22 protein-coding genes are annotated in these 25,702 nt (G+C 66.7%); 14 read left to right on the top strand and 8 right to left on the bottom strand.

Features of this window, described 5'->3' with window-relative positions:
• Positions 1-149: 149 nt before the first annotated feature.
• Together QJS31_RS01220 and QJS31_RS01215 are read left to right on the top strand one after the other, a co-directional pair.
• Positions 150-701, top strand: coding sequence for a DUF6676 family protein (locus QJS31_RS01220; protein WP_282782370.1), 552 nt, complete (start codon positions 150-152; stop codon positions 699-701).
• A 335-nt stretch (positions 702-1,036) separates the two neighbouring features.
• Positions 1,037-2,452, top strand: coding sequence for an NlpC/P60 family protein (locus QJS31_RS01215; RefSeq protein WP_306355747.1), 1,416 nt, complete (start codon positions 1,037-1,039; stop codon positions 2,450-2,452).
• A gap of 48 nt (positions 2,453-2,500) precedes the next feature.
• On the opposite strand, the gene QJS31_RS01210 is transcribed toward QJS31_RS01215, so the two are convergent.
• Positions 2,501-2,917, bottom strand: coding sequence for a helix-turn-helix transcriptional regulator (locus tag QJS31_RS01210; RefSeq protein WP_282782206.1), 417 nt, complete (start codon positions 2,915-2,917; stop codon positions 2,501-2,503).
• Between the two features lie 82 nt (positions 2,918-2,999).
• Here QJS31_RS01210 and QJS31_RS01205 point away from each other — a divergent pair, with 82 nt between their 5' ends.
• Complete coding sequence (locus tag QJS31_RS01205) at positions 3,000-3,881, top strand: NAD(P)-dependent oxidoreductase (protein ID WP_282782204.1); 882 nt, start codon at positions 3,000-3,002, stop codon at positions 3,879-3,881.
• Between the two features lie 84 nt (positions 3,882-3,965).
• Here the strand turns inward: QJS31_RS01205 and QJS31_RS01200 are convergent, their stop codons facing one another.
• Both QJS31_RS01200 and QJS31_RS01195 read right to left on the bottom strand, forming a co-directional pair.
• Positions 3,966-4,832: a patatin-like phospholipase family protein gene (locus tag QJS31_RS01200; RefSeq protein ID WP_282782202.1), complete on the bottom strand. Its 867-nt coding sequence runs from the start codon at positions 4,830-4,832 to the stop codon at positions 3,966-3,968.
• 173 nt (positions 4,833-5,005) lie between these two features.
• Positions 5,006-5,923 carry a hypothetical protein gene (locus QJS31_RS01195; RefSeq protein WP_306355746.1) on the bottom strand — a complete coding sequence of 306 codons (918 nt, stop codon included), beginning with the start codon at positions 5,921-5,923 and terminating at the stop codon, positions 5,006-5,008.
• Positions 5,924-6,085: 162 nt separating this feature from the next.
• Between QJS31_RS01195 and QJS31_RS01190 the strand changes: the two genes are divergently transcribed.
• Entirely contained in the window at positions 6,086-7,537 is a 1,452-nt protein-coding gene (locus QJS31_RS01190) for an amidase (protein WP_282782198.1), read from the top strand.
• A gap of 8 nt (positions 7,538-7,545) precedes the next feature.
• On the opposite strand, the gene QJS31_RS01185 is transcribed toward QJS31_RS01190, so the two are convergent.
• Complete coding sequence (locus QJS31_RS01185; protein WP_282782196.1) at positions 7,546-9,135, bottom strand: (2,3-dihydroxybenzoyl)adenylate synthase; 1,590 nt, start codon at positions 9,133-9,135, stop codon at positions 7,546-7,548.
• 13 nt (positions 9,136-9,148) lie between these two features.
• The gene (locus tag QJS31_RS01180; protein ID WP_372341792.1) at positions 9,149-10,777 is read right to left on the bottom strand and encodes a condensation domain-containing protein; all 1,629 of its coding nucleotides are present in this window, start codon (positions 10,775-10,777) and stop codon (positions 9,149-9,151) included.
• Between the two features lie 147 nt (positions 10,778-10,924).
• Between QJS31_RS01180 and QJS31_RS01175 the strand changes: the two genes are divergently transcribed.
• Complete coding sequence (locus tag QJS31_RS01175) at positions 10,925-12,034, top strand: type III PLP-dependent enzyme (RefSeq protein ID WP_306355745.1); 1,110 nt, start codon at positions 10,925-10,927, stop codon at positions 12,032-12,034.
• On the top strand, positions 12,031-12,855 hold the full coding sequence (locus tag QJS31_RS01170) for a hypothetical protein (protein ID WP_306355744.1): 825 nt from the start codon (positions 12,031-12,033) through the stop codon (positions 12,853-12,855). The genes QJS31_RS01175 and QJS31_RS01170 overlap by 4 nt, the downstream gene beginning before the upstream one ends.
• Positions 12,856-13,499: 644 nt before the next feature.
• Here QJS31_RS01170 and QJS31_RS01165 read toward each other — a convergent pair.
• Positions 13,500-14,600 carry a protein kinase family protein gene (locus QJS31_RS01165; RefSeq protein ID WP_306355743.1) on the bottom strand — a complete coding sequence of 367 codons (1,101 nt, stop codon included), beginning with the start codon at positions 14,598-14,600 and terminating at the stop codon, positions 13,500-13,502.
• A gap of 71 nt (positions 14,601-14,671) precedes the next feature.
• Here QJS31_RS01165 and QJS31_RS01160 point away from each other — a divergent pair, with 71 nt between their 5' ends.
• The 6 genes from QJS31_RS01160 to QJS31_RS01135 all read left to right on the top strand — a co-directional run bounded on the left by QJS31_RS01160 (position 14,672) and on the right by QJS31_RS01135 (position 20,787).
• Entirely contained in the window at positions 14,672-15,466 is a 795-nt protein-coding gene (locus tag QJS31_RS01160; protein WP_306355742.1) for a hypothetical protein, read from the top strand.
• A 683-nt stretch (positions 15,467-16,149) separates the two neighbouring features.
• Entirely contained in the window at positions 16,150-17,616 is a 1,467-nt protein-coding gene (locus QJS31_RS01155) for an HNH endonuclease signature motif containing protein (RefSeq protein ID WP_306355741.1), read from the top strand.
• Between the two features lie 1,197 nt (positions 17,617-18,813).
• Positions 18,814-19,689: an alpha/beta fold hydrolase gene (locus QJS31_RS01150; RefSeq protein ID WP_282781923.1), complete on the top strand. Its 876-nt coding sequence runs from the start codon at positions 18,814-18,816 to the stop codon at positions 19,687-19,689.
• A complete protein-coding gene (locus tag QJS31_RS01145; RefSeq protein WP_282781924.1) occupies positions 19,682-20,020 on the top strand; it encodes a hypothetical protein in 339 nt (112 codons plus the stop codon). The genes QJS31_RS01150 and QJS31_RS01145 overlap by 8 nt, the downstream gene beginning before the upstream one ends.
• 89 nt (positions 20,021-20,109) lie before the next feature.
• Entirely contained in the window at positions 20,110-20,382 is a 273-nt protein-coding gene (locus QJS31_RS01140; RefSeq protein ID WP_306355740.1) for a hypothetical protein, read from the top strand.
• Between the two features lie 267 nt (positions 20,383-20,649).
• Positions 20,650-20,787 carry a hypothetical protein gene (locus QJS31_RS01135; RefSeq protein WP_306355739.1) on the top strand — a complete coding sequence of 46 codons (138 nt, stop codon included), beginning with the start codon at positions 20,650-20,652 and terminating at the stop codon, positions 20,785-20,787.
• A 29-nt stretch (positions 20,788-20,816) separates the two neighbouring features.
• Here QJS31_RS01135 and QJS31_RS01130 read toward each other — a convergent pair whose 3' ends face one another.
• Both QJS31_RS01130 and QJS31_RS01125 read right to left on the bottom strand, forming a co-directional pair.
• Entirely contained in the window at positions 20,817-22,127 is a 1,311-nt protein-coding gene (locus QJS31_RS01130; RefSeq protein WP_306355738.1) for a hypothetical protein, read from the bottom strand.
• A 32-nt stretch (positions 22,128-22,159) separates the two neighbouring features.
• Positions 22,160-23,875, bottom strand: coding sequence for a putative PEP-binding protein (locus tag QJS31_RS01125; RefSeq protein WP_306355737.1), 1,716 nt, complete (start codon positions 23,873-23,875; stop codon positions 22,160-22,162).
• Between the two features lie 103 nt (positions 23,876-23,978).
• Here QJS31_RS01125 and QJS31_RS01120 point away from each other — a divergent pair, with 103 nt between their 5' ends.
• Positions 23,979-24,746, top strand: coding sequence for a DeoR/GlpR family DNA-binding transcription regulator (locus QJS31_RS01120; RefSeq protein WP_306355736.1), 768 nt, complete (start codon positions 23,979-23,981; stop codon positions 24,744-24,746).
• Positions 24,743-25,693 (top strand): 1-phosphofructokinase family hexose kinase, encoded by a 951-nt coding sequence (locus QJS31_RS01115; protein WP_306355735.1) that lies wholly within the window; start codon positions 24,743-24,745, stop codon positions 25,691-25,693. The genes QJS31_RS01120 and QJS31_RS01115 overlap by 4 nt, the downstream gene beginning before the upstream one ends.
• The last annotated feature ends 9 nt before the right edge of the window (positions 25,694-25,702 follow it).

Genomic DNA, 25,702 nt, shown 5'->3' with positions numbered 1-25,702 from the left:
GCGCGGCCTCGTCCGGGTGCAACCCTAACAGTACGCTTGTCCTGTGAACGAGCGGGGGAGGGGTCCCGGGCGCATCCGGAGCGGTGTGACCGACCGTTCGGCGCGCCGTGGTGAGGTGATGTGACAACCGGTCCCGTACTCTGCACCCCGTGACCGTCTCGCACACCCAGGCTTTCACCCCCGCGCTCGCCGAGCTACCACCGGACACCGATCTGGATGCCATTCTCCGCGATCTCGCCGACAACCATGTCGCCGCACCCGAGGGGCGCAAGCAGGACGGCCTCGCCGATATCGCCGCCGATGCGCGTGAACACGGCATCGACCTGAACATCATCGTCATACCCGGCAATCCGGGCATCGAAGCCAAGCTCCGCGATCTGGCCACCGAAGTGGGCGAGCAGGAGCAGGGCACCGTGGTCGTCTTCAGTGACGACTGGGTGGGCACCTGGAGTGACACCTACAGCCGCGCGCGGCTGGAATGGGCCGAGGACAAGGCCAAATACCGCGGACCGGCGCACACCGAGGAAGCGGCGCGCATCTTCGTGGACCGGATGAAGTCCGAAGAGGGTCTGTCATGGACCCTGATCACGGCCGTGCTGGTGGCCGGTCTGGTGGCGATCATCGCCGGGCTGTACGTGGTGAAGTCGCGCCGCGCTGCGGGGGCGTCGGATGCCGCGAAGGACCGCGAACCGGTCGCCTGACTTCTACGAATTCGGTGCGTTCCAACGCCCGGGTCTCGTTCACTCGTTGGTTGCTCGCGGTCGGGTGTTGACCGGCCGCGAGTTCGCCGTCCTCGATGCCTGACGCGTCATATAGATCGGGCTAATAACCGGCAACGAGTGAATTGAATGGTGGTCATTGTGGCGTGCCTCCCCGATCCCGGGACGTGGGTGTCGTACCGTGGCGCCACGCCACTCTTGGGGAAGAAGTGTCGTGCGGGCCTCGGGAGTCCGGTGTTTCGGATGGTGTTGATGAGGCTCATGGGGCAGTTGTTCGCTCCCTTTCCCCGGGGCCGAGCGGGATCCAGGGAGGTGCGATGCGATTACCGGCGAGGTGGCGGGGACGCCCGGTGCGGGTCGCTGCGGGATTGCTCGTTGTGGCAACGGTTTTCGCGGTGGGCGTGAGTACCGGCCATGCGGTGCCGCCACCCCCGCCCAATCCGAGTGACAGCGAGATCGCCGACGCGGGCGCGCAGGTCGATGCCGGGGTCGGTGAGGTGGGCGCGCTGATCAATCAGGTCGCCTCGATCGAACAGCAGCTGCGCCATCTCGACGACGCGGTGGCCGCGCGCCGCGAGGCCGTCAACAAGGCGCTGGTGGATCTGCAGCAGGCCCGTGCCGTCGCCGATGCCGCCGCTGCGGCGGTCGCGGCGAGCAAGCAGGAACTCACCGAGGCGGGCACCCGCGTCGACGCCGCGCACCGCGAGTTCAACAAGTTCGTCGCCCAGATCTACATGCGGCCCGGCTCCACCTCGCTGGTGACGTATCTATCCGCTCCCGATCCGGAGACCGCGCTGGCCCGCGCCCAGGTGCTGACCATCGCCTCGAAGAATCAGCGGCAGGTGGTGGACGGCCTGCGCCGCGCCCAGGTGGATCAGGCCAACAAGAACGCCGAGGCGCGCCGCGCCCAGCAGATCGCCGATGCCGCCGCGGCCGATGCCGAACGCAAGAAGGTGGAGGCCGAGAACGCGGTGGCCGCCGCCCAGGCCGAACTGAACCAGCAGACGGCCGTCCGCAACGGCCTGGTGGCGCAACGGGATTCGGCCCAGCAACGCCTCGCCGAGGCCCGAGCCCGAGTGGAGGGCCTACAGAGCCAGCGGGACGCCTTCATCGCCTGGGATCAGCAGCGCCAAGCCGAAGAGGCCGCCATCCGCGCGGCCGCCGCGGCCGCCGCGGCGCGGGTCGCGGCCGATCGTGCCGCCGCTGAACGCGCCGCGGGCGCCGCCACCACCCACCGTCCGCATACCCAGCTCGGCGATTCCCCACCCCCGCAACGCTCCGGCACGCTCCCCGGCATCCCCTCCGGCAGTCGGGCCGAACTCATCGAAACGGTGGTCGACCGCGCCATGTCCCAGATCGGCGTCGACTACGCCTGGGGCGGCGGCAATGAGAACGGCCCCACCCTCGGCATCCGCGACGGCGGCGTGGCCGACAGCTACGGCGACTACAACAAGGTCGGATTCGACTGCTCCGGCCTCATGATCTACGCCTTCGCCGGAGTGGGCGTCTCCCTCCCGCACTACAGCGGCTACCAATACAACATGGGCACCCGCGTGAACGTCTCCGACCGAGAACGCGGCGACATGCTGTTCTGGGGCCCCGGCGGCAGCCAACACGTAGCTCTCTACCTCGGCGGCGGAAAAATGGTCGAAGCCCCTCAATCCGGCGAAGTCGTCCGCGTGTCCCCGGTGCGCGAGGAGGGCATCATGCCCTACGCGGTCCGCATCGTCTGAACGCGGTTCGCGCGCCGCGTCGTGCGAAGTCGCCGCGTCCATCGAGGGTCACGGCTGGGGCAGCGGTCGCGAGTCCACCGGTCGTTTCAACGCCGTGAGCAGTTTCGCGCGGTCCGCGGGCGAACCGTTCCACTGCTCGTCGTCCTCGATCATGTCGACGAGGCCGCGGAACACCACGTCCAGCAGCCCGGGGAAGCGGGCCTGCAAATCCTCGTAGCGCAGGCGTATCAATCTGGTGCGGCCGACAACTGTCGTCCGGGTGATTCCCGCTTCCCGTAGCACGCGGTAGTGGTGCGACAGCGTGGATTTGTGCAGTTCGATGTTGTGGCTGAGTTCGCCGCAGTTCTCGCCCTCGTCACAGGCCAGACAGGCGACCAACTGGAGGCGGACCGGATCGGACAGCGCGTGCATGACCGCTGCCAGCTCGAGATCGGCGGTTGCCGGATGCGGCAGTTCTGCGGGCAACGGGCCTTCCTCCAGCTCTTGACAGTTTGATGATAATACAACAATCATTGTTGGATATTCTTCAAACAATTGGGAGGTTGGGATGTCCGAGGCGCTGCGCACACCTGTCACGGTCCTGGGCCTGGGGCTCATGGGTTCGGCGATCGCGAAGGCATTCCTGGCGGCGGGGTATCCGACAACGGTGTGGAATCGGACCGAGACGAAGGCCGGGGTCCTGGCCGACCTCGGTGCGGTACGCGGATCGTCGGTGGCCGATGCGGTCGCGGCCGCTCCGCTGGTCGTCGTGTCGTTGCTCAACGATGCGGCGGTCGCGGAGACGTTGCGCACCGCGGGCCCGGCGCTGCGCGGGCGGGTGCTGGTCAACCTGACGTCCTCGACCCCGGAGCAATCGCGCAGGCGAGCCGAGTGGGCCACGCACCACGGTGCCGACTACGTGGACGGTGCTGTCATGGCGGTACCGCAGGGCATCGGGACAGCGGAAGCGCTCGTGCTGTACTCGGGTTCCGAACGTGGCTATCGGACAGCCGAATCGGCGTTGCGGGTGCTCGCCGGGCAGGGAACCTACCTGGGCGCGGACTACGGTCGTGCCGCCGCGTTCGATGCCGCTCTGGTGTCGGTGTTCTGGCTCTCGTTCTTCGGCACATCACTCGGCATCTCACTCGCCGAGGCCGAGGGGATCAAGGGCAGCGAGCTGGTGTCGTTCGTGCCCGCTGTGGTCGCGTTGCTGCCAGAGATGATGGCGGACACCGCCGAACAGGTCGAGGCCGGTCACTATCCCGGCCACGACACCACCATCGCATCGGCCTCGGACGCGTTCGCCTCTCTCCGCGATCTGATCGCGCGCCACGGAATCGACACCGGCATCGTCGACGCCGCGAACGCCGTCTTCCGGCGTGCGGTGAACGCAGGCCATGGGGCGGACGGACTCGCTCGGATCGTCCCGATGCTCTCCGGAAATCGCTAGCCGCACGCGGGTTCGCCATTCCTGTCGCACCCGACCCGCGCGACCGTCGTGACCGACATGCCGCTCGCGGTCAGACGGGCCGAATCATCGCTTCGGCGTCGCCCAGCCCGCCTCGCCCAGCTGCCGCGCCAATGAGTCCGCCTGTCGTACCCCTTGGCGGAAGGCTTCGGGCCAGCTCGCGAGCGGGTTGGCGGCGTAGGTTCGGAACACGTCGATCATGGCGGCGTCGGGACCGAACCGCACCACCGTGCCGGATGCGTGGGCGAGTTCGCTATGCGGCAGATCGCGCGAAACCATGTGTGCCAGTGGCTCGATGACCACGACAATATCGGCGTCCGCGGCGATGTCGGCGTTGGTCGCCGACCCCACCCCGCCATCGATGTAGTGGCGGCCGTCGACGACGACCGGCGGAAAGGCACCGGGAAGGGCATGGCTGGCGGATACCGCCGTCGCCAGTGGCACTCCACTTCCGCTGGTCCAGACCTGGCGCTCACCGCTCTCGGCCTCGACGACGACAACCCGCAGCCGGTCCGGCCAGGCGATTCCACCGACCAGCCGTTGCATTGGTTCGAGGTGCCTCGGCTGCGCCGGGTCCTCGGCCATCGCCAGCTGACCTACCTTGCGCCGCATCACATTCCGATCCAGGCTCGGGTCGAACAGCAGGGAGAACACCGACGCGAGCAGCTCGGGCTTCGGCGCGGGTCGAGCGTCCGCGCCGGGACCCTGATGGTCGGCGAACGATTCGAGATCGCGGCCGGTCGCCAGCGCCGCACCGACAATCGCGCCCGCGGAGGTACCGACTATCGAATCGGCCGAGCTGAGATCGATTCCTCGGCGGCGCAACTCGCCGGCCAATCCGGTCATCCACGCGGTCCCGGGGATTCCGCCGCCACCCAACACCACCGAGCGTCGAACAGTCCCCCCGGGCTTTCGATCACAACCACTGTCCATGCGAGCCATCGTAGGCGCACCGGTCGTCCGGCGCGGGTGAGCGCGAACCGTGTTGGGGGAGCGGCACTTCCGCTATCGCCGATTCGATGACAACTCGTCATCCGAATCGCGAGTTACTGGCCAATAACATGACTGGCCGTTGCTGCTCAGTGGAATTCGGACCGGGACAATATCTACTCCGGTGTGTCTTCTCGCGGAGGTCTGATCGCTGTCGTGTCGACGGGTTCGAAGTTGGGATTGGGGATGATTCCCGCGTCCGGGTCGTTGTTGTCGATCAGAACACCTTTGATCTTGTCTGCGGGAATGCCGCCCATGAAGACCACTTCGTCGTCGTCGAACATGGCGTAGTCCGGCCCGAAATGGTCGTTCATGTCGACAGCTCCACGAGCGCCTTCCACCACATAGATGTGGCCTCCCGTTTTCACGTAGCCCGGCGTGACATCATGGCGCTTGGAAGTCCACACGTAGTTTCGCTTCGGCGGGTAACCGAATGCGCCGGGCGTGATCACCGTGTCGTCCCCCCAGGGTTTGAAGCCCTCGTTGAAGATGACTTCTGGTGGACGTTTGTCAGCCCGGTACACGGTACGCAGGTAAGGCAATTTTCTGCTGAGCTCATCGGGAAAAGGAAGCGGCTCGCCCATCTGCCGAGCTTGGCGTTCCATATCGTCTTGCCATTCCCACATCGCTTTCGCGCGCGACATCCCGGTTATATCCTGCTGTCGTAGGTGATCGAGTTTCGCCCCCATCGCGACGCCCCAGGTACGAGCCGCGAGTCGTTCCCGATCCCGCGGTGACTCCGGGTTCATGTCCGGCACAACGTATCGCTGTACGTAATCGCGCAGGTCCCGATAGGTGAGCAGTCCCCGGTCGAGTGCGGCTCGAAGCGTCGCGCCTGCGATACGGGCGTCTCCCGAGATACCGCCGAAGCGCTCGACGAGCTCCTGGTCTTCGTGTGCGAAGCGTGTCGCGGCATCCTCGATCCCCTGACCGGTCGTCCGCAACTCGGCAGGTACCCCAACGCCCACTTTTCCTGCTGCCCCCATGAGGCGATCTCTGGCAGCCGACATGATGTGAACGAGCTTGGCATTCACTGTCCACACGTGGGCAACCTCCTCAACGGGCTTTGGCAACGAGGTACGGGAGACCTCGCACGTTCAGCAACGATAGAGGAACGAGGCCAGTACTGAGATATCCATCCCGTTGTGCGAAGAGGATTTTTATGTCCTCTGTGGCGGATCGATAGCGTCGGATCAATGGAATGGAGTTTTCTTTCGGCGGCGGAACTTTCGGCTGTCCTGCGTGCCGGCGCGGTGACTTCGGTGGAGCTTGCCGAGGAGGCGATCGCCCGCATCGAGCGCGAGGACGAGGGGATCAATGCGATCTGTGTGCCGGACTTCGATCGTGCGCGGGCCGATGCACTGCGTGCCGACGAGGCGCGCGCCCGTGGGGAGGACCGGCCGCTGCTCGGTATTCCGGTGACGGTCAAGGAGTCCTACGACATGGCCGGGCTGCCCACGACCTGGGGCATGCCCATGTATCGCGACCATGTGCCGACCGAGGACGCGGTGCAGGTGTCGCGGTTGAAGGCCGCGGGTGCGGTGCTGCTCGGCAAGACCAATGTGCCGTTGGTGCTGCGAGATATCCAGAGCTTCAACGAGATCTACGGCACCACCAACAATCCGTGGGACCACACCCGCACCTCCGGCGGGTCGTCCGGCGGGTCGGCGGCGGCCCTGGCGGCCGGATTCGGTGTGCTGTCCATCGGCTCCGATCTCGCCGGTTCGCTGCGCACCCCCGCGCACTTCTGCGGTGTCTACGCGCACAAGCCGACGCTCGGGTTGGCGCCCACCCGCGGCATGGTCGCGCCGCCCGCACCGGCACTGCCGATCGACCTCGATCTCGCCGTGGTCGGTCCGATGGCGCGCACCGCCCGCGATCTCACGCTGTTGCTCGATGTGATGGCCGGACCCGACCCGCTGACCCACGGCATCGCCTACGACATCGCACTGCCGCCCGCGCGCCACGAACGGCTGTCGGACTTCCGCGTCCTGATCATCGAGGAGCATCCGCTCATCCCGACCGGTTCGGCGGTGCGGGCGGCCGTCAACCGAGTCGCCGAGGCGCTCGCCGGTGAAGGCGCTCACGTCGAACGGCACAGTCCGCTGCTGCCCGATCCGGTCGAAGCCGCGACGACTTACATGCAGCTGATGCTGTCGAACGCCGCCGCGAACCTCCCGATCGACGCATACGACCAGCTACGGACCCACGCCGCCACCCTGTGCGCGGACGACCACAGCCTCGACGCGGCGCGGCTGCGCGGCATGGTGCTCAGCCACCGCGACTGGGTCGAGGCGAACCACCGCCGCGAACTCCACCGTCAGGGCTGGCGGCGGCTTTTCGCCGAATTCGATGCCGTGGTCTGCCCCATCACGCCCACGCCCGCCTTCCCGCACAACCACAAGGGAGGTCTGGAGGACCGGCACATCGACATCGACGGCGTCGAATACCCGTACTTCGATCAGTTGGTCTGGGCGGGCATGGCCACCATGCCCGGCCTGCCCGCCACCGCCATACCCGTCGGTCGGTCCGCCGAGGGATTGCCGATAGGTGTGCAGCTCATCGGTCCCATGTTCGAGGATCGCACCCCACTACGGCTGGCCGAGCTGTTGGAGCGGAAGATCGGTGGCTTCCGGGCACCGGAGTAGCACACCGTTCATACGCCTTGTTCCCATGAAGGAATGGAGGCTTGCACAAGGCGCCTTCTGTCGATCTTGCCGACCGCCGTTGTCGGCAGGCTCTCCACGGTCTCGACTCGGTCCAGCACCTTGAATTCGGCGAGGCCGCGTGCGCGAAGGAATCTGTTCAGGTCCGCAGCGGTGGGCGGATCGGTATCAGGATGTGTGGCGACGAATGCGCAGATGCGCTCGCCGAGGTACCGATCGGGGACACCGACGACTGCCACGTCACGGACAGCGGGGTGGGCGCGGACATGGCGTTCCATGTCGGCTGGGGCGATCTTCTCGCCCGCTCTGTTGATCATGTCCGTGGCGCGGCCTTCGACGACGATATCGCCATCTGCGGTGATGCGGGCAAGGTCTGCGGTGCGGTAGAAGCCGTTGCGGGTGAACGCCATTCGGTTCCGCTCGCCGCCGTTCCAATATGCCCTGATCGTCGACGGCCCCCTGGCCAGCAGGTGACCGATGGCGCCCGGCGGTACATCGCGGTCATGGTTGTCGACGATGCGTATTTCGTCGGCCGGTGACATCGGCTTGCCCTGTGTCGTCGTGATGACCTCGTCCGAATCGTCGAGTCGCGTATAGCAGACGAGTCCTTCGGACATCCCGTACGACTGCTGTAGTACGCAGCCGAACGCCGGGCCCAATCGCCGTGCGACGTCAGGTGAGAGTTTGGCACCGCCGACTTGCAGGATTCGCAGGCTGGCGACGTCTATCGCCATCGCGGCCGCGACCTCCAACCAGATCAGAGCCAGCGACGGCACGAGAGCGGTGATCGTCACCCGTTCGCGCTGGATGAGTCCGAATACGAGGTCCGGGTCCGGACGGTCGGTAAGGACGACTTTGCCCCCGGAGTGCAGTGTGCCGAGCACTCCCGGCGATGCGAGTGGAAAGTTGTGTGCCACCGGAAGCACGCACAGGTAGACGCTGTCGGAATCAAGGCCGCAGAGCTGTGCGCCGGCGCGCACGCTGTACAGGTAGTCGTCGTGGGTGCGTGGGATCAATTTCGGTGTGCCGGTGCTGCCGCCCGACAACAGCAGCAGCGCGGTATCGCACGGCGCCGGCCCCGGAGGGAGCTCTCGGACGGTCGTGTAGAGGTTGGACAGCGCCCGGTTCTCCCCGGGGTCGCCCACCACGATGACAAGAACCGGAGGGTCGGCGCGGGCCGACATCCGACCCTCGAAGCCGTCCGGGACGTTCGTCGTTATGTAGGCGACCGCCGCCGTCGCTTCGCAGAGGTTCTCGATCTCGGTTGCTCGATAGGCGGGTAGCGCGAGGACCGGTACAGCACCGAGACGGGTGAGGGCGAATATCGCATCGAAGAACTCCACGATATTCGGCAGTTGGACAACCACTCGGTCGCCGGGGCGGACTCCGCGTTCGAGCAACCCTGCGGCCAGGCGGTCGGCTCGGTGGTCGAGTTCGGCGTAACTGATGCGGGCGGTGCCGCTGACGACGGCTGTGCGATCTCCGTGCCGCTCGGCCAGCCGAGCGAGAAGCTCACCGAATGTTTCTCCTTGCCAGTAACCTTCGGCTCGGTAGGACTGTGCGAACTCGGTCGGCCACATCGGGACTCCTCGACTATTGAGCATGCGAACGACGACTGTTGCTGCTTTCTGAGCTCAGCGACGCAATCGTGCGTTCGGCGTCGTCGGCGATAAATTCGATGTAGTAGCGGAAACGTTCGCAGAGACCGTCGACAAACGATCTGCTGAAAACGTTCGGATGATAGGATAATTCGAAGGTGAGATGATCACCCGGGTAGCCGTATAGCACCAGCGCGTAGTGGGTCGATTCGATGATCCCATAGCCGTCGATGCGCAGGCCCGAATCTTGACGCACGTACACGTCGGGCCGCATGAGATTCTGGAAGACGACCAGCGTATCGAACAGTGGGACAAATCCTGCGGCACCCTGGATGCTGTCCGAGTCCAGGAACTCATACCGGATCATTTCGCAATGCTGATCCCGGATCTGTGCGAGCAAGCTTGCCGCCGTATCTGCGTCGGAGATCCGCATGCGGATCGGAACATCGTTTATCAGCAATCCGACCGCCCGGTCGATCGCGGGAACGGAAGCCGGGCGACCACAGGTCGTATATCCGAAGGCGATATCGTCGCTACCGACGATTTCCGCGATGGTCAGGCCCCAGGCGCATTGGACGGCCGTACTGAGCGTGGTTCCCAGGCTGCGCGCACGGATCTCGAGATCGGTACCGACGGATTCCGATAGCGCCAGCTCGATTGTGGCGGTCGAGCCGATGGATTCCGGAGGTGCTGCGCTTGCGAGAACTGTGGGTCGTTCGATTCCGGCCAGGACCTTCCGCCATGCATGGAGTGCGCTCCGGCGATCCTGTCGAGAGAGCCAGCGTAGGTAGTCGTCATACGGATCGGTGCCGGTATCGACAGCCGTCGTCGGCTGCTCGGGAGCGTCGTACAGCATTGCCAATTCCGCTGCGAGGATTCCGGTGGACCACCCGTCCCAGAGAATGTTGCTGTGCGTGACAACCAGGCGGAATCGAGCACGCCCACGTTTGATGAGCATGATCCGGAACAGTGGCGGCCGAGTCAGGTCGAAACGTGACGTCAGTTCGTCACGCAGCAAGGCAGCTTCATCGATTTCCTGTTCGCCGAGGTCGCAGTAGCGCCATGCCAGTGGCACCGCGGTGCCGACCTCGCGTACCCACCGGCCGTCCCCCGATGCGATGCGAAATCCGGAGTGGCAGTTCGGGTGCCGCTGGACAAGCTGTTTCGCGGCCGCCTGGAGTCGTGGTACGTCCAGGTCGCCCGAGATGTCGACGTAGAGCATCACGGCCTCCGTCTCCGCGCCGTACGTGCCCGCGACGTCGAGCATGTGCGGCTGCAGAGGCGACAGTGTCTGTGGCCGACCCGAGTCTGCCGCCGGCGGGGCCGTCCCGGCCATGGGTTCTGTGGAGGGCAACGAGGATCGGCGCGCCGCCAAGGCGGCGAGGCGTTCGGGGGTGCAGTCGGCTAGTAGGTCTTCCGTCCAGATCGGTAGGCCCGAAGCCCTGGCTCGTACCGTGAGCGCTATGGCTCGGACACTGTCTCCTCCGAGTTCGGTGAAGGTCATGAACGGACTGACACGCGGGATCTCGAGTATCTCGGAGAACAACTCGCACAGTGCGATTGCCGCCTCCCCGTGGACCGGATCCCGTCGGGAGTCGTCGCCATACTCCGTACTGTGAGCCATCGGCGGCACCTCTCTCACGGCGGCAGACATTGCCGCACACGGCATGGAGTCGACAGTCCCGGCGTCGGAACCGACCGGTTTCGACCAGCAGCGCGGGCGCGCGTCGGCACCTTCTCACGGCGGTCATATGTCATATGGTGGAACACCGTGACTCCGATCGGATCCACGGCGCCCGTGTCGCCCTGTCTCGTCATCGATCTCGAACGGATACACCGAAACTACCGCGCACTCCGGTCCGCATTGCCGACGACACGGATTCGTTTCGCGGTCAAGGCTGCCCCGGTGTCCGAGGTGATAGGGCTACTCGCCGATGAGGGCGTGGAGTTCGATGTGGCCAGCGTGGGCGAGATCGAGCAGTGTCTGAGTCTGGGCGCCGACCCGGCCGTCATGTGCTACGGCAATCCAATGAAAAAGGCGACCCAGATCGCCACCGCTTACGCGGCAGGTGTGCGCCGGTTCGTCTTCGACACCGAGGACGAGCTGGATCGGATCGCCGCCCACGCCCCGGGCGCCGAGGTCGAGTGTCGGTTCCTGGCCGCAGCGCCGCGGTCGCGGCTGTCGTTCGGTGCCAAATTCGGCTGCGCGCCCGGGGAAGCGGTGCGGCTGCTGGTGCGGGCGCGCGATCTCGGGCTCCGGGTACTCGGACCGTGCTTTCACGTGGGCTCGCAGCAGCTGGATCCGGCCGCCTGGCGGATCGGGATCGAACAGGCCGGCGGTATCGCGGAAGCGCTGGCCACCAAGGATGTATCCGTCGAATCCGTGAATATCGGTGGCGGCATGCCGATTTCGTATGCCGACCCCGTGCCGGACCTGACCGAGCTGGGTTCGGTGATCACCGCCGCGGCGGCGCGGCACCTCCCGGAGCACGCCGATCTGGTGGTCGAACCCGGCCGTGCCCTGGTGAGCAGCGCCGGTGTGATTCACGCCGAGGTCGTGAACGTGCGCACAGCGCCGGACGGGCGGCGCTGGGTGTACCTGGATATCGGCCGCCACGGCGGACTGATCGACACCGAATACATTGCCTACCGAATCGAGACGAGCCGGGACGGCGATCCGGCGGAGCGGGTGGTCATCGCCGGGCCGACCTGTGCTGACGGCGATGTGCTCTATCAGCGCACCAGTGTTCTCCTGCCGTCCACGCTGCGAGCCGGTGATTCCGTGCGGATCCTCGATACCGGCGCCTATACGTCGAGCTTTTCGTCGGTGTTCTGCAACGGTTTTCCGCCCTTGGCGGTTTATGTTGTCGGGGTGAGGTGAGACAGCCCGTCGCCCCGGCCGACGCCACGGTCGGCCTTAGGAGTCGTGCGGGAAGCCCACAAATGCCGACGCAGCTCGAGCGAACCGATCGGGCACTGCTCGACGATGCGCTGTCGTTCGTGCGTAGTGCTTCGGTCGATGCCGTTCTCGCTGTCGTGGCGCCCGGTCTGACCGGAACACAACGGGCCGAGGTCGCGGCACATACCGTCTTGGCGCACGTTGCCGCTCTGGTCTTCCCGGCATCGACCGAGGGATTGCTAGCCGAGCTGCGCGCCCTCGGCATGGTCGTCGGCGAGCCGTTGCCGAGCGTGGTCGTGCGCGGCCGACTCGCCCGCCGCTACGGTCTGGACGCCGACGCCCTGGAGGTCGCGATAGTCCACGTGCGCGATGCCGCACACGACGCCGACTCTCCGATGGTCGAGCTGTTCGTCCTGCCCCTGCCCACAGGTGGCGGACTGTCCCGGATCGCCACCCACGAGCGGTCGGAATGCAACGAGTCGCATATCGCACTGCAACTCGACACGACCGACGGCGTGATCGTCGCACGGTTGGGTGCATTGTTGATCGAGCGCGGCGGACTGCTGCCCGACGGCGGCGGATACAACTCGTTCGAGGATTGCACGGCACTGTATTTCCGTACTCCGCACACCGATATCCCGAATCCCTATCGGCGGATCGAATTGCGTGTCAGCGGCAGGGCGTGCCGACGATGGCATCAGGACTCGGAGAACATTGTCAAGGTGCCGGTGAACGTTCCAGCGGTGACGCCCGGACATACGCCTTCGGAGAACGTCAGCGTCGTCTTGTCAACGAATTTGTAACCCGTGTAATTGCCGGAATCGATGGTGACCGCGAACTCTCCCTCGCCGGAATCGCCCGACATGGTCGCATTGACCTGTTCCTCCCGGACGGTGCTTGTCGTGCCGTCCGACCACGTCAACACGCCGGTGCCCTGGTGGTCGGTAGTCGGTCCCTCGCATTGCACCGTCTCGGTTCCGTTCAGTACCATCTGCACCGGGTACGGTTTGTCCGCATCGATTGCGGAGCCGGAGCAATCACTGTACGAAACAGTGGCGTTCCAGGCTGCGGGTGTCGCCGTGCCCAGGACTCCAGGCCCCAGCCACGTCACGCCCCCGGTCTCCTCGCAGGTCATTATCGGTGCGGCTGCATGGGCCGGAGCCGGATTCATCCCACCCTGCGCGAAAAGCGCACCTATTCCGATAACGACGAGGGCTACGGCACCATATTGACGGCGTACAGCCAATGTTTCGACCTCTCCTGCGGTTCGGACATCTGTCACAACGGCGCCAGAGCTGTGCCGACTGGCAAATGATACATGCGTCGCCAGCTGACATTCGGTATTTGTGCCGTACCGCCGGGGCCCCAAGGGCCGCCATGACAGCAACGAAACACAACCGGGAAAGCCGAGCTTGCCGTCGCTCGCGAGCGGGCTGCCGCCGATCCGTCAGGCGCTGGCCGGTCCGTCCAGCAGGCGGCGGATTTCCTGGTCCGGGTACGGGGTATTGCGGCTCTCTCGCTGGAACGCACGTATGAAGTCGGACATCGTCGCGGCGACAGGAGCGTGCCGAGTGAGGACTGCGGCCGCCTCCTCGGTGACGCCCTCCGGCGGTTTCCCCGCGGCGAGGGCGCGGACTATCGCGGCGCGTGCCTCCCCTCGGAGCCGGTACACGGCGGTGACCAGCCAGTTGACCAAGTAGGCGGAGGTGTAACCGCGGTCGTAGCTCTGGTTCCGGTGGAAGAACGCGACCTCCTGCGGCGAGAGGTCGAACCCGGAGGAGAGCGCGAGGCCGTAGTCGCCGAAGTAGAGGCGTCGACCGTCGGTCAGGATGTTTCCGAAGTGCACGTCGAAGTGCAGCAGCCCGCGGCTGTTCATGAATCCGGTGCCGACGGCCAGCTCCCGCTCCACCATGGCGTAGGCCCGACCGGCATCCTGCGCGTCCGCGTCGATCTGGGCGCTGAGCCACTGGTGCAGGTTGTGCGGGATGTACTCCAGGAACAACGCGATGCTCGCGGTGGAGTCCCGGAGGGCCTCGATCCGGTGGCGTACCTGCGGTCGCCCCTCCCAGTACGCGACGGCGCGATCGATGTCGCCGAGTTCCTCCGGCAGCGGCGTCGTATCAGGCAGCACCCGCCAGTGGTACATCAGCGGGAACCGCTCGTACTCGGCCGCGAGCACCCAGTTCGTCGTCATGGTGTGCACGGCGAGCTCACGCCAGGCCCCGAAACCCGGCCCGCCGATGAGGCCGACACCGTACTGGCAGCAGAGCGGCAGATCGAACAGGTTGGCCGTGGACCGGACGTGCTCCGGCTGCCGTTCCAGGTCGGTGAGGGGAATCCGCTTCACGAAGACCTGGGTACCGGCGATCTCCAATAGCGCCGACTTTCCGCCGATACCGGCACCGATCGGCGCGGCCGCGTCGAGAAGTTCGAGTAACCCGTGATCGCTGTGCAGCGCCAGGGCCGTGGATACGGCGCTGTGGGCGAGCAGGCGCGCCGGGAACGACATATCAGGGGTGGGAGCAGCGTGCGGCGGATCGGACGTCACCGCATGGAACGTAGTCCAACCCAGCCCTGGTCCACCGTCCGCGCCGCCTCGTGATCTTGTAAGTTCGGTTGATGTCCGACAGCGTGTGGGATATCAAAGCACTGTTCGGTTCTCTGCTGGCATGTCCCGACGGATGGGGAGTCAGCGAATTCGCGCCGTGGTTCGAGCAGCGACCACGGCTGCGCGCCGCACTGCACGAATGTGGCACTCCGGCCGCGCACCGCTCGCCGATTCCCCCGGAACGACGGTGGCAGCTGTACGGCGTGAGTCGACTCGTGGACGTCCTGCTCGTGCCGCATCAGCCGCACTACATGGAGAGCGCCTATCTGGGCGCGGCACCCGCCGCATGGTCGGAATTCACCGCGATGATCGGCGCAGTCCCCATCTCCGAGAACGAGTTCCATCCGTTCTTCCACGAGATCGTCGACGTTATCGTTGCCGACGACCCCCGAGAACCGGTCACGATCGCCGAGCAGCACTGGCCTGGAGCGTTCCTGGGCAATCTGCTACTGGTCCGGTCGGGAGTCACCGTCCGCGCCGGTTCGTCGATCCTCGACCCGCACGCGGCCGCACGATCCAGCATGTACTGGACATTCTGGCGCTGCTATCGAAAGGTGCAGGACCTGTCCAACGGCTGGGGTTCGAATTCGCAGTGGCGCACGAGCTTTCGCCGCGACTACTGCATCGACGGTGGATTGCACTACAACATCGATGCCCGGTGGGAGGACGATCCCGCGCCTGCCGACGACGATCTCACCCCCCGAGAACGGCTGGACCTGTTGCGCTTTCGGCACGGCGTCCTTCGAGACCTCGGAACCGAACGCTGGCCCTACGACGATCACCACGTCGAGCGCTGGCGACCGTGACGGCCATACGGGGAGAGTGCCCTGCGCGGGCTGACCGTGCGGAACGAACCGGTCGGTCCCGTGGTCGAACGCATCATGATCTACATTGCCGCCAACGGGTCGCTTCCGACCGGCCGGGCAGGGCGGACAGAACGCACTGATTCGATGGTCACGACGGTTTTGGGTGACACCCAGGATTCCCCGCCCGCTTCGCCAGCGTCCACCCGTTCTTCTGCTCCGGGTCAGTGGCCAGACCCGATACATTCTCACGTGCCCTGGCGCGCGGGTCAGGCCGACAGAATCTGGTCGCGGCCCCGTGTCATCAACGAATCCAGTTCGGCCACCAGCCGATCCAATATCACCGGACAGGTCTACCAGCACTGATTCCAGTGCGTGCCGTTGCAGGATCAGCCCAGATCAGGGCGACGAGTACAAGCGTTTCTCCATGTAGCCGAAACCGGTCACGAGATCCTCATCCATTTAGAGGCATCCAGCAGATCCAGCAGCTCATCGTGGCCCGACGGGGTGCCGGGGCTGTCGAGCGACAAACTGAAGTAGGTTCTGGGACAGGGCAACCGGCGCGAGATCTGCGGGCTCGCGCCGGTTTCTGCTCACGACATCCATCGGGGACTGCGCTTGTTGGAAGGGGTGCGTGAATTGGTTTTCTCATTCTGCCGCAACCCTTTCCACGATAGAATTACGGCATGAATACGAGCCGGGCGGGTGAGGTATTCGCGGTCGTGGAGGAATTGACGACCGCGACCACCGCCCTGCTCGACGAAGACCTCACCCACTACACCGACACCGACTTCGTGGAACTGATGCGACGCGTCGAAGCCGTCCGCGCCCGACTGGGCGCGGTGTCGCATCGCCTGGTCATCGAGACCAGCGACCGGCACCTGCCCGAACGCGCCGGATGCAAGAGCCTGGCCAAGTATTTGAGCGAAACCCTGCGGATCTCGATGGCCGAGGCCGGAGCACGACGCCGCGCAGCACAGAAACTCGGCGTGTTCCATTTCGTGCACGGAGAAGACCGGGAACCGGAATACCCGCACACCGCCGCCCACCAAACCGCCGGGCTGCTGTCGGTCGAACACGCCCGCCGCATCATGACGATCATGGACCGCATCCCCGCCGCCGTACCGACCGAGATACGGGTCGAGGCCGAACGGTTGTTGGCCGAGCACGCGTGCGAGCTGACCCCGGACGCGATCGTGACGGTCGGGGAATCGATCCTGGCCCACCTCGACCCCGACGGCACCCTGACCGACGACCGTGACCGCGCCCGCGTCCGGGGGATCACGGTGGGACGTCAACGCATCGACGGCATGACCGAGATCAGCGGGCTGCTCACCCCCCAGTTGCGGGCGCTGCTGGACGCGGTGCTGGCCAAGGGCGCGCGACCGGGCATGTGCAACCCCACCGACCCCGACAGCCCCACCCTGGGTGCCCGCGCCATCGACCCGAAACACCTCGAGGCCGCTGCCGGACGCGACACCCGCACGGTGGCCCAACGCAACCATGACGCCCTCACCGCGTTCCTGACCGCGACCGGGGGCGCGAAAACCCTCGGCAGCCACCGCGGCATGCCCGTCTCGGTCGTGCTCACCATGCGCCTCGAGGACCTCGAACGCGGCACCGGGCACGCGGTCACCGCGGCGGGCACGACGATGTCGATCCCGGCCGCGTTGCGGCTGGCCGAAGGCCGCTACCCGTGGCTGTTGCTCTTCGGCCGTGACGGCGTCCCGCTCTACCTCGGACGCGGACAACGCCTCGCGTCGCGCTGGCAGCGGTTGGCGTGTGTAGCCCGTGACCGTGGCTGTACCTTCCCTGGTTGTGACGTGCCCGCGACGATGTGCGCGGTGCACCACCTCATCCCGTGGGCACACCACGGCGGCACCGATATCGACAACCTCACCCTGGTCTGCGACCGGCACCACGCCCAGGTCGCCGAGGACGCCGACGACCCCACCGGATGGGCCACCGAACGCCTCGACACGCACACCCCGTACCCCGGGCGTACCGGGTGGCGGCCCCCGACTCACCACGACCCGGCACGGGGTCGGCGGGTCAACCACCGCCACCACGGCGACGAACTCCTCGGCCCCGCCATCCACCGACTGCGCGTCAAACAAGACGCTGGGCTACCACCGCCGCCCCTGCGGCAATAACCCCTGGCACGGCGACAAGCCCCACCATTACGGTCGTAAGCCCCAGTCGCCTGACCCCGACCCGGCCCGCCGCAGCCGGTATCACGACCAGAGCGAGGGGCACGGTCGACCTCACGGTTAGGGCGAGAGGACCGCCGATGTCGCGGGACCGGAGCAGACCGACAATGTGATAGGGGCCCGCGCGGAAACCCATTCCGTGCGGGGTATATCCACGCCTACAGATCAAAGCCCGCTGCGAGACGGAGACATCACGGCTGACGGTCGGCTTCGGTGTGTCGCCGCAATTGATCGAGGTTTGCGCTCGCAGCGGAATCCTGCGTCTGGGAGTGGGTTGCGAACCACGAATCGGAATGCGGCAGGTCGCGGATTCGTCCGCGCCGCCGTGGCCCTGCCCAATGGACGCACGGATATGCTGCTTGCAGGGTGGCCTGGGCACGACTTTTGCGTCGCGACGGGGGCGCGAATCGCGGACCGGGCGCAGTGGAATGCTGGACAGATGAGGTTGATCGGCAGCGACGGGTACGGGGTGGAACTGGGCGTGGTGGGTTACCAATTCCCGGATGCGGTCGAACCGCAACAGCGGAGGAGCTGGCTGGCCGTCACCGGGACTGCGTACTGCCCTCAGGGAACAGGGTCCTTTCCGGTGCCAGGCGTTGACCCCGGAGGACGGCGTCGCGTTGGCGCAGTGGCTTCACCATGCGGGGGAGTTGTCTGCTGACAACGAGCACTCGAGTGTGCGACTGAGTTTCACTGCACCGCACTTGACCTTCTCCTACGTCACGGCCGAGACGAGTTCGATCAATCCGAGTATCGGTCTGGATCTGGAGCTCTCGCCGCCGTGGCGACGGCATACCCGTGCGGGCAATCCATTTGTTATTTCGTGCCGGGTCGACGCGGTGTCCGTGTCGGCGGCGGCGGACGATTGGACTGCCGAGATCGATTCGTACCCACCCTGAGGGTGCGTGGTGGTTGACGGCGAAACACGTTCTGTTGCCTGACCCGCGCGGACCGCACCGGCAGGCGCGGCGGGGCCGAAGACCAACCGCCGAGCCGACTTGAAGCCGACAGAACCTCTGTAACTGCCGATCACACGACATACGTGCTCTGGGACCAGTGGTAAACCCGCACGTCTACCGTCTTCATTTCGCCGAGGGGTGAAGCAGCGCACGAGCTTTGGGGGCGAGGCGACTGACGGAAATGCGAGAATACTTCATGTGGTCTACACCTGACAGTGTTATCTCGGCCGACGGCACTCGTATCGTCTTCCAGGCTCTCGGTGACGGGCCGCCGCTGGTAGTCATGCACGGTGCGCCGGTCACGGTGGAGACCTACTATCCGATGGCCGAGCTGCTGGCCACCGACTATCGAGTCGTAGTCGTCTGTCGACGGGGCTACACACCGAGCGGAAGCGGTACACAACCACGCATCTTCGCCCGGCAGGTCGAGGATCTCGCCGCTGTGCTCGAACGCCAGGACGATGTGAGCTTCGTCTTCGGACATTCAGCCGGTGGCCTGGTTGTATTGGAGCCGCTGGTGGCTGCGGGCGTTTCGAGCATTCGGCGCTTCGCGCTGTACGAGGCGCCCCTGGCATTGGCGGGTGGTCCGCTCCGGCCGACACTGGAGCGAGCCCGCGAGCTCGTCGCCGACCATCCCGTCGACTCGGTGGTCGAATTCTTCCGGGCCGTACTCGATTCACCAGTTCCCGAGGGCATCCTGCGTTCGCTGGGAGCGGCCATGGCCGACCGAGCGCCTGGACTGATCGCTGACCTGGAATGCCTCAGCGCGATGGATCCGGACCTGAACCGCTGGTCCGCGACGGGCATTCCCGCCCTGCTGCTGGCAGCGCCGCCAGCGATCGGTATGGGCCGGAAAGCATGGAGAAACTCGATGCGGTATTGCCGGATTCACGATTCAGGTCGTTGGCCAGGCAGACCCACAATCCCGACGATTTCACGTCGGTTGCGGCTGTCCTGCGTGAATTCTTTCACTGAGCGCAGTCGCTCACCCGCTTCACGGCAGGTTGGCCGGAGGGGTACGGTGCGTATTGGTTTGGGAGAGAACAGCTGTGAGTAAGTCTCCAGAAGTCTCGGAAGTGATCGAGCAAGCCCGGCAGGGGCTTTCGCAGTGGAGTTCGGACTGTCTGGCCAATGCAGCGGAGATGAGTGACATCTTGGGTGCGGACGCTGATGATTATGTTCGTGATCCCGTGACGGCGTTTGGCGCGTGGCAAACGTACGTAGACGATTTGCCGTTCGAAGAGTTCGAGCGCAGTGATTGGGTCACACTGCGCACGGATCTGGTTTCCTATCTCGCCGACATCCTTGTCCGGAAGTTCGGTGCCGAATGGGACCTCATTGCGGATGACCTCGCGCCGCGCGGGCAGCGGCACCTGTCGGATCGATGACATTACGGTTGGGATCGATCACTGCCCGCGAACCGGTACATGCAGGCCGGGGGTGTTGCTGAGAATTTGCCGTGACATACTCGGTGCGTATGAATGAACCCACGGACTGCTCCTCGGCCACTGTGCGCGGACGAGTGTTCTCCCTGCTGACCAGGGCCACTCGGCTGCGCGGCGTCACGCTGTATCTCCTGCTGGTCACCGTGGGCGGCGCGATTTCGCTGACCGTCGACCTGGTCTCCGGCCGGTACTCGTGGTCGATGCCGGGTGGTGTCGCATTTGTGGCGATCATGTGGTTTCTCGCCTGGCCCGGCGTGGTGCGGGCATGGCGGCGCACCGACATCGTGGCTCGGGAGCCGCGGTGATGGGAATGAAGACGGTGCGAGGCGGCCGTGAGCGGCTGTGGGAGCTGCGGTTCGCCCCGCTGTGGGTGGTCGTTCCGGTGGTGTGTGCGGTGCTGCTGGGATTCGCGGCACTGACCGGATTCAACGAGTTCGGCGCTGCTCTGGCGGTGGGTTGTCTACCGGGTGTCCTGGTTTCTTCCTGTCATCAGCGCTTTCTGCGTGATCTACTACGTCATCGTTGTCCCCGAGGGGCCGTCCAGCAGCGGCCTCACTTTGCCCGTCCTGGCAGTGCTTCTGCTCGCCGTTTTCGCCTGGACCAGGTACTTCACTCCTCGAATCCTCGTCGCCCTCGATGTGTTGGCCCAGCAGGGGGCAGAACGCGGTTACGGCTACTGGCTCACCACCACCTGGCCCGCCGCGCATTGACCGGTGGCTGGAGTGCAGTGCGGGGTCGGTCAACGGTTGATGCGGGCTGCGGCTGCTCGCCGGTTGTCGTCGTCCTCGGTCGGGTCATGGCCGATATGGGCGAGTCGGTCGCGGACTTCGGGCAGGGACAGGTCGGCATGCGCGATGCCGATCGCTCGGGTCCGGGATTCGCAGTCGTAGAGGCACTCGGTGGCTCGGCTGACGGGGAATTCTCGTGTGAGATGGCTCAGTTCCGTGGCGCATCGGGTTCGGAGATAGGAGTAGACGGTGTTGTCGAAGAGCTCCTCGATGGTCGGCGCGGCGGGGGAGTGGTGCAGGCGGCCGAGGGCGGTGACGAGGTCGTGCTGGGTGTAGATGTGGGTGTCGGGGGAGGCGGCGGTTGTCAGGAGTTCGAGGAGGTGGGGTGCGTCGGCTGGTTCGGCGCGTTCGGCGAAGAGGCTCAGGGCGGTGCGCTGGACGGGGGTGCGGAGGCCCGCATGCGTGCGTGCCCAGGTCAGGGTGCGTGGGGAGCGCAGGGTGCGTAGGGATCTGCACAGGGCGATGCGGTCGGCGGCGGAGGTGTCCGTGCTGTCGAGTAGATCCGCTGAGAGGGTCAGAAGTGTGTTCTCCCAACGCTCCTCGGTGAGATCGCGGGCTGCGGTCGGGTCGATGAGTTTCCGGTCGACGGCGGCCGCGAGCAGGCGTTGCCGGTCGCGGGCGGCGCGGTCGGGTGCGGGGGTTCGGTGTGCTGTCCGTGTGCATTCGGCCAGCGCAATGACCTCCCCTACACGGGTATTCGCACGACACCAGTTCGGCCAGGGCGGTGCGGACAGGTCGTCGAATGGCCCGAACGGGCCGAGGGCGGCGGCGAGTCGCTCGTCGTCGGCGACCGCCAGGACGTCATCGAGCAGCCCGTCGGCCTCGGAGTGCTCGGCGAACGGGAGCAACCTCGCCAGCGCCTGATCGAGATCGCGGCCGGTGCGTAGGTAGTGGCGCAACTCGGTGACGGCTCCGTCGACGCCACGCCGGGCAAGCAGTGCCAGGACGTCGGTGGCGAGCCAGGCATCGGAGTCGCCGTGCGGGTCCGATGGACTGGTATAGGCCGGGCGGCATCGGGTGAGATCGATTCCGAGGTCCGCGATGAGGGCCGCATAGAGCCACGCACGCTCCTCTACCTGGTGATCCCAGCGAGGGTCGCGAACGATGCAGGCGATTACGTACTCGCTGGCCCGGGCACGGTTCGCGAGTGCTTCGGGGTAGCACGCACCGCGGCCCCGTTGGATCATGCCGTGCAGGGTGTCCGGCTCGGCCCAAGGGGGTTCGGTGGACCGTGATTTGCTCGGATCGTCGGGTGGCGGCACGGCGCGACTGTAGAGGTGCCCCGTCGTGGCGGCTACTCGATTTCGGCCGGTTGCGACGAATCCAGCCCCAATGCGGTGCGCGCCACGGCGCGGGCTTCGGTCGGGTTGCTGGTGGCCAGGGCGGATTGGGCTGCGCGGCGGCAGGTTTCGAGGGGGATGGTGGCGAGGGTGGCGCCGACGGGGGAGATGGCGGGGGCGGCGGCGGAGAGGGAGGTGATGCCCAGGCCGGTGAGGACGCAGGCGAGGAGGGGGTCGGCGGCGGCTTCGCCGCAGACGCCGATGGGTTTGGCGAGGGCGTGGCCGGCGGCGGCGGTGCGGGCGACCAGGTGGAGGACGGCGGGCTGCCAGGGGTCGGTGAGGGTGGCGAGGTGGGGGGACATGCGGTCGGCGGCCATGGTGTACTGGGCCAGGTCGTTGGTGCCGATGGAGGCGAAATCGACGTGGGTGAGCAGGGTTTCGGAGAGCAGGGCGGCGGCGGGGACCTCGATCATGATGCCGGGGGTCAGGGCGCGGGCGCGGGCCTTGGCCGCGAAGGATTCGGCTTCGGCGGCGGTGGAGATCATGGGGGCCATCACCCAGGGGGCGGTGCCGCGGTCGGCGGCGGCCAGGGCGATGGCGTCGAGTTGGCGGTCGAGCAGACCGTCGTCCAGGAGAGCGGTGCGGATACCGCGCACGCCGAGGGCGGGGTTGGCCTCGTCCGGATGCGAGGCGAAGCGCAACGGCTTGTCGGAACCGGCGTCGAGGGTGCGGATCACCACCTTCGCGTCCGGGTAGGCGTCGAGGACTTCGCGGTAGACGGCGGCCTGTTCCTCGATACTCGGCTCGGATTCGCGGTCCAGGAAACACAATTCGGTGCGGAAGAGGCCGATGCCCGCGGCGGGGGTGCGGCGGGCGGCGCGGGCGCTCGCGCCGTCCTGCACATTGGCGAGGATGTCGACGCGGTGGCCGTCGGCGGTGCCGCCGGGACCCGACCAGGCGGCGGCGCGGGCCGACGCGGCGCGGTGGTCGGCGGCCGCGGTCGCGGCGGCGTCCGGGTCGGGGTGCACGGTGACCCGACCCGTGGTGCCATCGAGCAGCACCTGCGCTCCGACCGGCACCTCGTCGAGTCCGGCGACCGCTACCAGGCACGGAATACCGAGCTGGCGGGCGATGATCGCGGTGTGGCTGGTCGGGCCGCCGAGTGAAGTAGCCAGGCCGACAATGACATTCGGGTCGAGTCCGGCGGTGTCGGCGGGCGCGAGGTCGGTGGCGAGCAGGATCGACGGCCGGTCGGGGAGTGTGATGCCCGGTTCGGGCGCGCCGGTCAGTTCGGCCACCACCCGATCGCGGATGTCGTAGAGGTCGGTCACGCGTTCGGCCATGCGGCCGCCGAGCCGGGTGAACATCTCGGCGAACTGTTCGATGGCGGCCGTCGTCGCCGCGGCGGCGGGTCTGCCCGTGGCGATGGATTGTTCGGCGACGCCGAGCCAGCCGCGATCGACGGCCATGGCCGCGTTCGCGGCGAGGACCTCCGCCGCCGCACCGTCGGCCCGGGTCGCGCGGTCGCGTAAACGCTGCGCGACGGTCGCCGACGCCGCGCGCAGTCGCTCCGCCTCCGGTGCCCGATCGGACTCGGCGATGCTGTCCGATGCCGTCTCGATCCGAACTCGTTCCACGGGCCGAATCACCGGGGCCACAACCACTCCGGCCACCGCCGGTATGCCCGTGAGCACTATAGATCCGGCTTGCTCCGGCAGTGATACAGACATGGAATCCTCCTTCACGCTGTGATCCAGGCTACGTACATATACTTGACAAAACAACACATACAGGCATAAAACAACAGAAAGCAACATCGAGTCTGGAGGTCGGATGTACGCCGAGGAGCGGCAGCAGGCCATTGCCGCGCTGGTCGGGGAACGCGGGCGCGTCTCGGTCACGGAGCTGGCCGAGCGGTACGGCGTCACCACCGAAACCGTGCGCCGCGACCTCGCGGTACTCGACCGCATGGGACTGCTGCGCCGGGTGCACGGCGGCGCGGTCCCGGCGGCGGCGCTCACCGCCATCGAACTGGGCACCGGCGAGCGCGAGCACAGCCGCGCGGCCGAGAAGGACCGAATCGCCAAGGCGGCCTTGGACTTCCTGCCCCGCACCGGTGGCAGCGTGCTCTTCGACGCGGGGACCACCACCGCGCGGGTGGCGGCGCTGCTGCCCGCCGATCGCGACCTCGTCGCGGTGACCAACTCGGTGCCGATCGCCGCCCGCCTGTCCGGCTACACCGCGGTGCGCCTGCAACTGCTGGGCGGTCGGGTCCGCGGTCTCACTCAGGCGGCGGTCGGCCCGGAGACCCTGCGCATGCTCGGTGATCTGCGCGTCGATGTGGCATTCATCGGCACCAACGCGCTGACCGGCGGGCACGGCCTGTCCACCCCGGATCCGGATGAGGCCGCCGTCAAGCGCGCCATGGTCGCCGCCGCGCACCGCGTGGTGGTCGTGGCCGATTCCAGCAAGATCGGGCGGGAGGATTTCGTGCGCTTCGCGGCGATCGAGGAGATCGACGCCCTGGTGACCGATGACGAACTGCTGCCCTCGGTGCGCAACGAGTTGTCCGAGTACGGCATCGAGGTGGTGACGGCATGATCGTGACGCTCACCGCCAATCCGAGTGTGGACCGCACCGTCACACTGGCCGAACCGCTGCGGCGCGGGGGAGTGCAGCGAGCCCTGGGCGCGACCGTGCAGGCGGGCGGCAAGGGCGTCAATGTATCCCGGGTGGTCGCCACGGCGGGTGCGGCGACCGTCGCCGTGCTGCCCGGCAGCGAAGGCGATCCCGTATCGCGTGACTTGGCCGCGGCGGGTATCGACCATCGCGTGGTGCCCGGCGGCGGCCCGATCCGCACCAATGTCGCCATCACCGAAATCGACGGCACCACAACGAAGATCAACGAACCGGGCGCGCCCCTGGACGAGGAGCGCCGCCGCGCGCTGACCGAACTGCTGGTCGAACTGTCCGCCACCGCGAGCTGGATCGTCCTGTCGGGTTCGCTGCCGCCCGGCGTTCCCGCGGACTGGTACGTGGAACTGGTGCGGCGGCTGCGCGGCCCGAGGATCGCCGTCGATACCTCGGACGCGCCACTGATCGCCCTGGCGCGTCGCTTCGATGCGGCCGCACCGGCCTTGATCAAACCCAACAGCGAGGAGCTGGCCCAGCTCACCGGTGCCGATCCGGAGCGGTTGCACGACCCGGTCGAGGCGGTCCGCGCGGCCGCGCGGCTGGTCGACCGCGGCGTCGGCGCGGTGCTGGCCACCCTCGGCGCGGCGGGTGCCGTGCTGGTGACCGGCGACGGCGCCTGGCACGCCACCGCGCCGGATGTCACCCCGTGCAGCACCGTCGGCGCGGGTGATTCCGCCCTTGCCGGATATCTGCTGGCCGATCTGGACGGCGCTGCCCCCGCCGACCGGCTGCGCCGCGCGGTCGCCTACGGGACCGCCGCCGTCACCCTCCCCGGCACCGGTCTGCCCGGCCCGGACCACGTCCAAATCGATGCCGTCACCGTGACGGCCCTGGACTCCCTGCCCCATCCCTGAAGGACACCG

This window comes from Nocardia sp. CC213A, assembly GCF_030766805.1.
In the GTDB taxonomy this organism is placed as follows: Bacteria; Actinomycetota; Actinomycetes; order Mycobacteriales; family Mycobacteriaceae; genus Nocardia; species Nocardia otitidiscaviarum.
Note: the sequence above shows the minus strand (reverse complement) of the source record. Positions and strands in the feature narration are given on the sequence as shown.